The organism is Variovorax sp. GW822-FHT04A09, assembly GCF_058801005.1.
Genome location: NZ_JBXAMV010000001.1, coordinates 2,385,457 through 2,393,650, shown reverse-complemented (window position 1 = coordinate 2,393,650; position 8,194 = coordinate 2,385,457). Strand labels below are relative to the sequence as shown.

Below are 8,194 nucleotides of genomic sequence, written 5' to 3'. Positions count from 1 at the left end.
GGCCGAAGGCCGAGGCGCCAGCACCCGATCCGTTGCATGTCTTCGCCCAGATCGGCGCCGGCCGTGGCTGCACCTGCTTGCCTGCGCCCTTTGCGTTGCATCGCTACGCGGGCGTACAGCCCAGGCCGCTGCGGGAGCGGATCATGGTGCCGCTGGTGGTACTGACTGCGTCGCGCGTGACGCAGGAGTTGCACAACGCCCTGGTCAAGGGCGCGACGCGGATGCTCAGCGGGTGAACGGCGTCGTTGTGGATGGCGCAAACGTCGAAGGTGCTGATTGTTGATTGCCGCCGAAGTTGGATAACCCAGCTGACGGATGGTGGGTCTGACGCGTTTGCCAAGCTTGATGTAGAGCTCAACGGCTCGAATCCGATCCTCGTATGAATACATGAACTACCTCCTGGTAGTCCAAGTTTTCGCCCGCACCCCCTCAACAAGGCCACGCAAGATCTTGGGCACTTGACCTTAAATGCGGTCATCCGAAGGCCCCTTGCGCTACGTCCGCTATCGCTGCATAGCTGGCACTCAGCGAGTGAAAGTTCTCCGCGCCGCTGATTGACCCCGTCGTGCAGGGGCGGGTGGACGCAGGGCGCTGGCCGCGTGTGGTGCTGGACCGCTGAGCGCGGTTGCGAAGCGCCGGCGGTGCGGGCGCATCAGGCCTCGCTGTTGCGAATGAAATCTTCCGGCACTTCTGGTCCCCACGCATGCAGCGAGTCTTCCGGCGGAAAGTCGCCGGCGGGCCAGGTCGATCCGGCGGGCACGAAATCGATGTCGGCGGAGTACTCGGCGAAGGAACCCCACGGGTCGCGCACGTAGTGGAAGTAATTGGAGCCGAGCACGTGGCGGGCGGTGCCCCAGCCCGCGTGATGGCCGCCCTGGCGCATCTGCTCGGCGCCCTGGCCCACCTCGTTGATGCCTGGCACATCCCACGAGCTGTGGTGCCAGCCGCGTGCGCTGCTCTTGGCATACGCCACAAGGTGGTGGTCGCTGCCGTGCCTTGCGTGGTTGAATGCGACGAGATCGCCCGAGCGGTCCGACAGCCGCAGTCCCAGCGCCTCGTGGCAGAAGGTGACTGCGCGTTGCACGTCGGGCGTGAACAACAGTACGTGGGACAGCCGCGTCGGGTGCACCTTGCGCGCCTGGCTGCGCGGCACGGCGCCGCGTTCGCCGGGGCGATGTTCCGGGGTCACGAGCGGTTGCGGCGCCGAGAGCGTGCGCTTGGGCCCGACGCGCAATTGCATAAGGTTGCCATCCGGGTCATGGAACCAGAAACCTTCGGGCGAGACATAGGCCATGTTCGCGGCCGGTGTCACGCCTTGCGCCGCCTGGATCTGGGCCACGAGGCCCTCGTACTCTCCGCCGAAGCAATTGAAGCTCAAGTAGGCCAGGCGCTTGGTGGGCCCGGTGTGGATGTAGCTCCACGGCCGGGGATCGCCGACGGTGCGCAGGGCGAGGCGGCCGGCCTCTGGCGACACGTCGAGACCGAAGAGGCTGAAGAACGCCTCGGCCGTGGCGAGTGCCGGAACTTCCAGCGCGAAGTGATCGATCGAATGAACGCCGTAGCGGGATTCACCGGGCAGGTTGCGTGACATGACAGGCTCCTTGGTGCGAGGCTTCTCAACGGGACAGCGGGCGATCGAGGATGCCGCGCAGCGTGGCTTCGAGCAATGCCGGCCGGGCACCGCTGTCGTTCTGCTGGCGCCAGGCGATGTGCCGGTCGGGGCGCACCAGCAGGCAGCCTGATTCCGAGATGTCTGCCAGCGCGGCCCAGCGTCCGTACACGTCCTGCGCGTCGCAGCGCGGGCCGCCGATCGACGCAACATCGATCGGCACGCCGAGCGTCGCGGCCACTTGCGCTGCCACGGTGCGCCAGGCGTCGCCGCCCACGCCGGTCAGCAGCGTGAAGCGCCCGTGCCCGACGAGGTCGAGCGTGGACAACGGCTCTTGCCCGCGCTGCAGCCAGGCGTGCGGCAGGCTGGCGCCCGGGAAGGTGCTCGCGTGGTGGTAAAGCTCCGGGTCGCGCTCGGGCGTGGGGCGTGTGGCGCCGTCGGGCACCACCGCCGACGAGGCGTAGACCTGTCCCATCTCGACGCCGTGGCAGTTGAACTGGTAGTTCTGCAGCTCGACGGCGTCGCGCAGGGCCTGGCGGCGCTCACGGCCGTGCGGCGTGTCGGCGAACAGGTCGTCCACGTTGGCCCAGCCGGCCGCCTCGTCCTGCCCGGGCTCGAAGCCCAGCGCCTCGGAAATCGGCCGCATGTTGCGTACTGACTTCATGGCCCGTTCCACTACCTGCCGTCCCACCGGCAGCCGTTCGTGCGTGTAGCTGTCGAGCAACCCGGGGCCGGCCTGGCCGCGCAGCACCATCGCGAGCTTCCAGCCGAGGTTGAAGCCGTCCTGCACGCAGGTGTTGGTGCCCAGGCCGTTGGCCGGAGGATGCCGGTGCGCCGCATTCCCGGCAATCAGCACGCGCCCCTTGTTCATCTGGCTTGCCACGACCTGGTTGATGGTCCACTTCGACACGGCCTTGACGCGGATCGGAATGTCCGGATCGCCGATGGTCGCACGGGCGCGCGCCATCACGGCCGTTTCGCTGAGGTCGGGCTCGCCGGCCGCGGGGTCGTACATGAACAGCAGCACCCATTCGTTCCAGGGCCGCACGCAGATGTAGGTGCCGCTGCCTACCCAGTAGTCGTTGCCCGGCTGCGTCATCCAGTACAGCACGCCGGGGCGGTGCGTCGTGTATTTGGCAAGGTCCACCTCGAGCCAGCAGTTGACTGCCGCGCCCAGGCCCATCTGGCCCTCGGTCTCGAAGCCGATCTGCTGGCAGACCACGCTGTTGTCGCCGTCGCAGCCGACTGCGTAGCGCGACACCACTTCGAAGTGCTCGTCGCTGAGGCGGTCACGGCACACGGCATGCACGGCGTGCGCGTCCTGGCGCATCGACACCAGCTCGGTATTGAACAGGAAACCGGCGCCGCGCTCGCGTGCCGCGTCGAGCAGGATCGGCTCCATCAGGTGCTGCGGGATGTTGCACATCGACGAGGGGCTGGACAGCTCGTAGTCGGCGCGCCGCTCGGGCCCGGAGCCCCAGGTCTGCAGGCGCGCGATCTCGGTGCCGGCGAAGCTGGTAGCCCACACGTTGTTGCTCATCAGGTGGTGGGGCGTGGCCGCCTGCATCACGCGCTGCTCGATGCCGAGGTCGCGAAACACCTCCATCGTGCGCTGGTTGGTGATGTGCGCGCGCGGCGAGTTGGCGGTGCCGGGAAAGCGGGTGAGCGTCAGGGTTTCGATGCCTTGCGCGGCCAGGTGGCAGGTGGCCGAAAGGCCAGCGGGGCCGGCGCCGACGATCAGCACCGGGACTTCGATCTTGCGCATGGAAGCGTCTCCTTCTTTTTTCAATGCAATGAATGGGGCGGGCGGCGGTTCAGCGGAACAGCCAGCCGGCGACGCGGCGCGTGTAGCGCGGCATGATCACGTAGACCATCAAGGCCACCACCACGGCTGCATCGGCGAAGCGGGCGACCAGCGGCCAGCTCAGCACCGGCAGCCAGCGTGCCAGCGGATGCAGGGTCCAGGGCACGATGAGCGTGAGCGGGAAGATCGCCGACAGGGTGACGAGGAACTGCTTGTACGGCCGGGCGTGCAGTGGCTTGGCGACGGGCGGGGTGAACCAGTACTCCAGGCCGGTCTCGATCTCGACCTCTTCGGCACGCAGGAACAGCGGCTCGACGCGCGCCAGCAATGCCCGGCGGGTGTCGGAGTCGATCCACGCAGTGAGGTGCTCGTGCGAGTCGAAGCGCAGCACGATCGCGTAGGTGGTGGCGGCGCCGTGGGGTCGGATGATGTTAACGCCCATGTGCCCCGGGAAGCGCTGCGACTCGCGCGCGATGTCCTTGAGCCAGGCCTCGTATTGCGCGTGAGTGTTCGGGCGGATCTGGTGCTGGATGATCAGGGTCACGAGGTCGATCGGTGTGTGCATTCGTTGCTCCAGTCGGTGGGGCGATGGTGGGTCACATCAGCGTGCAGGCTGCGTCGAAGTCCAGGCGTGGGCTGCGCCCGAACAGGCCCTCGTGCGCGCCGTGGCCGAGGTTGCACAGGAAGTTGGAGCGCACGCCGGTGCCCGCGAAGAACGCGGCGTCCACCGCCGCGTGATCGAAGCCGGACATCGGACCGCAATCGAGCCCGAGCGCCCGCGCGGCGACGATGAAGTAGGCGCCCTGCAGCGTGCCGTTGCGAAACGCGGTCGTTTCGGCGTGCGATGCGCGCGAGGCACCGGTGAAGTTCTCCCGCACGGCAGGGTTGTGCGGGAACAGGGTCGGCAGGTGCGTGTGAAAGTGCGTGTCGTAACCGATGATCACGGTGACCGGTGCGGTGCGCGTCTTCTCGACGTTGCCCGGTGCGAGCAGCGGCAGCAGCCGTTCGCGGGCCGCGCGCGTGCGCAGGAAGAGCAGCCGCGCCGGCGAGCAGTTCACGCTCGTCGGGCCCCACTTCATGAGGTCATAGAGCGCGCGCAGCTGCGCATCGTCGACGGGCTCGTCGCGCCACGCGTTGTGGCTGCGCGCCTCGCGAAACAGTAGGTCGCAGCCGGCGTCGTCGAGCGTCATGGCGCATCCCCGAAAAGCGGCGAAAGCTGCGGGATCGGTGCCGGCCGTAGCAGTTGCCGGCGACTGCTCGCGCACAGCGGCGCGAGGGCGGCCAGGAAGCGCTGCCAGCCTTCGTGCGCCGCGAGCCGTGCGTGATGCGCCTGCCACGCGTCGCCGTGTGCATGCACGCGGTAGGTGACGATCTCGTGCTGCTGCCCGACCAGGCTCATGAAGGTGCCCAGCCGCGTGCCTACCGAGGCCTCGAGCGCGGGTTGGGCGTGGGCCCGCCATGCGGCCCAGTAGGCCGGCACGGTGCCCGGGCGCAGCACGCGCGTGCTCTCTTCGACGAGTGGCAGGTCGGCGCCTACACGCAAATCGAACAGCGGCCCGTGCGAAGGCAGCCAGTCGCGCGTGCCGCTCCAATGGGGGCTCGCGGCTGCCACCGGCGCTGGGACGAGGAACGCGTTCTCCTGTGCAGTCATCAGCGCGCGAACGCTCTGGAAATACGGCGCCAGCGCGGCGACGCCGTACAGGCCGTGCAGCCGCTGCTTCCAGTCGTCGAAGCTGTCGTAGCGGTAGAGATGGACCACTTCGTCGCCGGCACCGCTCAAGGCCGAGAAGTAACCAATCAGTCGGTCCAGGATGGGCCGCACGGTGTCGTAGCCGCGAACCTCCTGGGCCTGCCAGAAGGCGGGCAGGCCGCCGGGCTGGAGGGTGTAGCGTCGTCGTTCGATCAGCATCGCCGTTCCGCTCATGCGGCCTTCAAGGGAATGGGGGTGGAGGCCCAGGCCAGCATGCGCCAGTGGCCGGCCTCGCGCAGCCACACGCTGAGGAAGCGGTTGTCGAGGCGGCGGCGCGAGCCGTCGACCATGGCGTGCAGCAGCACATGCCCCTCGATCACAGCGGTGTCTCCGTGGACCTGCACATGAGCTTCATCGCGCAGTGCGTCGAGGTAGCGCACGCGCCCGCTCGCCAGAGAGGCCAAGTACGCCTCCCTGTCTTCGCGGTGGGCCGAGGAGTGCGTGTATGACAGCCCTGGGGTTAGCAGTTGTGCCAGCGCCGTGAGGTCGCCAGCCAGCATGGCGCGGTAGCGCGCGTCGTCGGCCTGCAGCACATCGGACAGGTCTTGTTCAGCCATGGAGGTACGCTTTCACGAGGGTCTTGTCGGCGAGCATGGCGGGCCACTCGCCCCGGCGCACCTCGTGGATCACGCGGCCGACCGAGAGCACGTAGGCGCGTTCGGTCATCTCGGCCGCGATGGCGATGCTCTGTTCGACCAGCAGGATGCTCATGCCGCGCGCGCGCAGCTGGTTGAGCACGCCGAGGATCTCCTTGACGATCTTGGGCGCAAGGCCCGTGGTCAGCTCGTCCATGATCAACAGCTCGGGCTGCAGCAGCAGGGCGCGCGCGATGGCCACCATCTGCTGCTGGCCGCCTGAGAGCACGCCGACAGGCGCATGGCGGCGCTCGCCGACCAGCGGAAAGAGCGTGCAGACTTCGTCCAGCGAGAAACGGGCCTTGTCGTGGCGCGCGCGCCGCCCGGCGCTCTCGGCCAGGCGCAGGTTGTCGATCACCGACAGTTCGGTGAAGAGGTTGCGGTTCTCCAGCACCACCGCGATGCCGTGCTCCGACCGGCGATGCCCCGGCACCGCCGTGATGTCGGTGCCATCCTTGAGGATGCGACCGTCCACGGCCTTCAGCAGGCCCGAGATCGCGCGCACCAGCGCCGTCTTGCCTGCGCCGTTGGCGCCGACCACGGCCACCGCCTCGCCGGCACCGACCTCGATGTCGACACCGTGCAGGACCGGTGGTCCGCCGTAGCCGGCGCGCAAACCTTGTACTTTCAGCATCTTCAGACTCCCAGATAGGCTTCGCACACGCGCGGGTCGGCCTGCACCGCCGCCATGGTTCCGCTCGAAATGATTTCGCCGAAGTAGAGGACGTGGACCTGGTCGCAGCTGGTCATCAGCCCCATGTCGTGCGAGACCAGCAGGATGGTCAGGCCCTCGCGGTTGAGCGTGAGGATCCATGCGCGCAGCAGCTCGATCTCTTCGCTGTTCAGCCCCGACGACGGTTCGTCGAGCAACAGCAGTCGCGGTGCGCCGATGCAGGCGCGCGCGAGTTCGAGCACGCGGCGCTGGCCGGCCGGCAGGCTGCCGGCACGGGCATCGCGCAGGGCCTCCAGCCCGAAGCGGCGGCACGTGGTCTCGGCCGACGCACGCATCGCGTCGCGTTCGGCACGCGCGGCCGGCGTGTTCAGCATGGCCTGCAAGACGCCGGTGCGCGTGGCCTTGTAGCAGCCCACCATCAGGTTCTCCAGCACCGTCATCTGCTCGAAGACCTGCGGCGTCTGGAAGGTGCGCACCAGCCCCGCGCGGCTGCGTTGCTGCACGCTGTGCGCGGCGATGTCGCGGCCGTCGAATACCACCTGTCCCGCGCGCGGGCGCAAGAAGCCCGACACGATGTTGAAGCAGGTGGTCTTGCCGCTGCCGTTGGGTCCGATGAGGCCTGTGATGCGGCCCGCCGGCACCTGCAGGTTGACGTCGCGCAGCACCTGCAGTCCGCCGAAGCTGTGGGCCACGCCGCGCAGACCCAGCAGGGGCGCGGTGCTGGCGGCGGCGGCCGGTGCGGCCGGATGACGGTCGAGGGTGAGTGTGTTCATACGTTTCCCCTTGGCGCGGTGGCTCGCGCCCACAGGCTGGTCAGCCCGCCCGGCAGCAGCGTCACCACCAGCACCAGCGACAGGCCGAACAGCACCTGGTGGAAGTCACCCAGGCCGCTCAGCAGCTCGGGCACTAGCGCGACGAACAGCGCGCCCACGATCACGCCCCACACCGAGTGCGCGCCGGCGATCACCGGCACCAGCAGGAAGACGATGGAGCGCTCGACGGTGAAGCTCTGCACACTCACAAACGAGACGTAGTGGGCGAACAGCGACCCCGCGAGCGAGCCCAGCAAGGCGCAGAGGACGAAGATCACGGTCTTCAGGCGATGCATGTCGACCGCCATCACCTCGGCCGCCGCGGCGGCGTCGCGCATGGCGCGCATCGCCAGCCCAGGCCGACCGGCCACCAGGTTGCGCGCCAGCAGCAACAGCAGGCCCAGCAGCGGTCCCACGAAGTAGTAGTAGCGCGAGGGCGTGTCGAGCACGAAGCCGAACAGCGAGAGCTTCGGAATGCCGCCGATGCCGAGCGTGCCGCCCGTGAGGCCGTCCCATTCGAGGAACAGCACGCTGGCAATGCTGCCGATGGCCAGTGTGGCCAGGGCCAGGAAGAAGCCGTGCAGCCGCAACACGGGGGCCCCGACTGCTGCGGCCAGCGTGCCGCTGATCAGCAGGCCAACGCCGATGCCCGCGAGAACGGGCCAGCCCAGCGTGACGGTGCTGTAGGCGGAGGCGTACGCACCGATGCCGTAGAACGCGGCCTGCGCAAGGTTGACGATGCCGCACTGCCCGAGCAGCAAGCCCACGCCGAGCCCGCCGATGGCGAGGATGGCGGCAAAGTTGAGCATGTCGACGTGATGACGTGACAGCAACTGGGGCAGCAAGGCCCAGGCCAGCGCGAGCAGTGCGATGGCGAGGCGGCGATGGCGAAGCGGGAGGGATGCAGTCAT

General features: G+C 68.4%; 10 protein-coding genes. 1 reads left to right on the top strand and 9 read right to left on the bottom strand.

Annotated elements, in window-relative coordinates; translation table 11 throughout:
- A partial coding sequence (locus AC1RLW_RS11035; RefSeq protein WP_493193079.1) for a hypothetical protein occupies positions 1–236 on the top strand: 236 nt, incomplete at its 5' end.
- Positions 237–652: 416 nt separating this feature from the next.
- Here the strand turns inward: AC1RLW_RS11035 and AC1RLW_RS11030 are convergent.
- The 9 genes from AC1RLW_RS11030 to AC1RLW_RS10990 are packed head-to-tail and all read right to left on the bottom strand — an operon-like array spanning position 653 to position 8,194.
- A complete protein-coding gene (locus tag AC1RLW_RS11030; RefSeq protein WP_493193041.1) occupies positions 653–1,591 on the bottom strand; it encodes a VOC family protein in 939 nt (312 codons plus the stop codon).
- 25 nt (positions 1,592–1,616) lie between these two features.
- The gene (locus AC1RLW_RS11025; RefSeq protein ID WP_493193040.1) at positions 1,617–3,374 is read right to left on the bottom strand and encodes an FAD-dependent monooxygenase; all 1,758 of its coding nucleotides are present in this window, start codon (positions 3,372–3,374) and stop codon (positions 1,617–1,619) included.
- Positions 3,375–3,423: 49 nt separating this feature from the next.
- Positions 3,424–3,978, bottom strand: coding sequence for an antibiotic biosynthesis monooxygenase (locus AC1RLW_RS11020; protein WP_493193039.1), 555 nt, complete (start codon positions 3,976–3,978; stop codon positions 3,424–3,426).
- A 31-nt stretch (positions 3,979–4,009) separates the two neighbouring features.
- The gene (locus tag AC1RLW_RS11015; RefSeq protein WP_493193038.1) at positions 4,010–4,603 is read right to left on the bottom strand and encodes a malonic semialdehyde reductase; all 594 of its coding nucleotides are present in this window, start codon (positions 4,601–4,603) and stop codon (positions 4,010–4,012) included.
- The gene (locus AC1RLW_RS11010) at positions 4,600–5,322 is read right to left on the bottom strand and encodes an NIPSNAP family protein (RefSeq protein ID WP_493193037.1); all 723 of its coding nucleotides are present in this window, start codon (positions 5,320–5,322) and stop codon (positions 4,600–4,602) included. The genes AC1RLW_RS11015 and AC1RLW_RS11010 overlap by 4 nt, the downstream gene beginning before the upstream one ends.
- A gap of 11 nt (positions 5,323–5,333) precedes the next feature.
- Entirely contained in the window at positions 5,334–5,720 is a 387-nt protein-coding gene (locus AC1RLW_RS11005; RefSeq protein WP_493193036.1) for a nuclear transport factor 2 family protein, read from the bottom strand.
- Positions 5,713–6,432 (bottom strand): ABC transporter ATP-binding protein, encoded by a 720-nt coding sequence (locus tag AC1RLW_RS11000; RefSeq protein WP_447742556.1) that lies wholly within the window; start codon positions 6,430–6,432, stop codon positions 5,713–5,715. The genes AC1RLW_RS11005 and AC1RLW_RS11000 overlap by 8 nt, the downstream gene beginning before the upstream one ends.
- 2 nt (positions 6,433–6,434) lie before the next feature.
- Positions 6,435–7,244, bottom strand: coding sequence for an ABC transporter ATP-binding protein (locus AC1RLW_RS10995; protein ID WP_493193035.1), 810 nt, complete (start codon positions 7,242–7,244; stop codon positions 6,435–6,437).
- Entirely contained in the window at positions 7,241–8,194 is a 954-nt protein-coding gene (locus tag AC1RLW_RS10990; protein WP_493193034.1) for a branched-chain amino acid ABC transporter permease, read from the bottom strand. The genes AC1RLW_RS10995 and AC1RLW_RS10990 overlap by 4 nt, the downstream gene beginning before the upstream one ends.

Excerpts from the sequence above, each read along its gene's own strand:
- AC1RLW_RS11030 (WP_493193041.1), bottom strand. The coding sequence starts at position 1,591 with ATGTCACGCAACCTGCCCGGTGAATCCCGCTACGGCGTTCATTCGATC.
- AC1RLW_RS11015 (WP_493193038.1), bottom strand. The coding sequence starts at position 4,603 with ATGACGCTCGACGACGCCGGCTGCGACCTACTGTTTCGCGAGGCGCGC.
- AC1RLW_RS11005 (WP_493193036.1), bottom strand. The coding sequence starts at position 5,720 with ATGGCTGAACAAGACCTGTCCGATGTGCTGCAGGCCGACGACGCGCGC.
- AC1RLW_RS11010 (WP_493193037.1), bottom strand. The coding sequence starts at position 5,322 with ATGCTGATCGAACGACGACGCTACACCCTCCAGCCCGGCGGCCTGCCC.
- AC1RLW_RS11025 (WP_493193040.1), bottom strand. The coding sequence starts at position 3,374 with ATGCGCAAGATCGAAGTCCCGGTGCTGATCGTCGGCGCCGGCCCCGCT.
- AC1RLW_RS11000 (WP_447742556.1), bottom strand. The coding sequence starts at position 6,432 with ATGCTGAAAGTACAAGGTTTGCGCGCCGGCTACGGCGGACCACCGGTC.
- AC1RLW_RS10995 (WP_493193035.1), bottom strand. The coding sequence starts at position 7,244 with ATGAACACACTCACCCTCGACCGTCATCCGGCCGCACCGGCCGCCGCC.
- AC1RLW_RS10990 (WP_493193034.1), bottom strand. The coding sequence starts at position 8,194 with ATGACTGCATCCCTCCCGCTTCGCCATCGCCGCCTCGCCATCGCACTG.
- AC1RLW_RS11020 (WP_493193039.1), bottom strand. The coding sequence starts at position 3,978 with ATGCACACACCGATCGACCTCGTGACCCTGATCATCCAGCACCAGATC.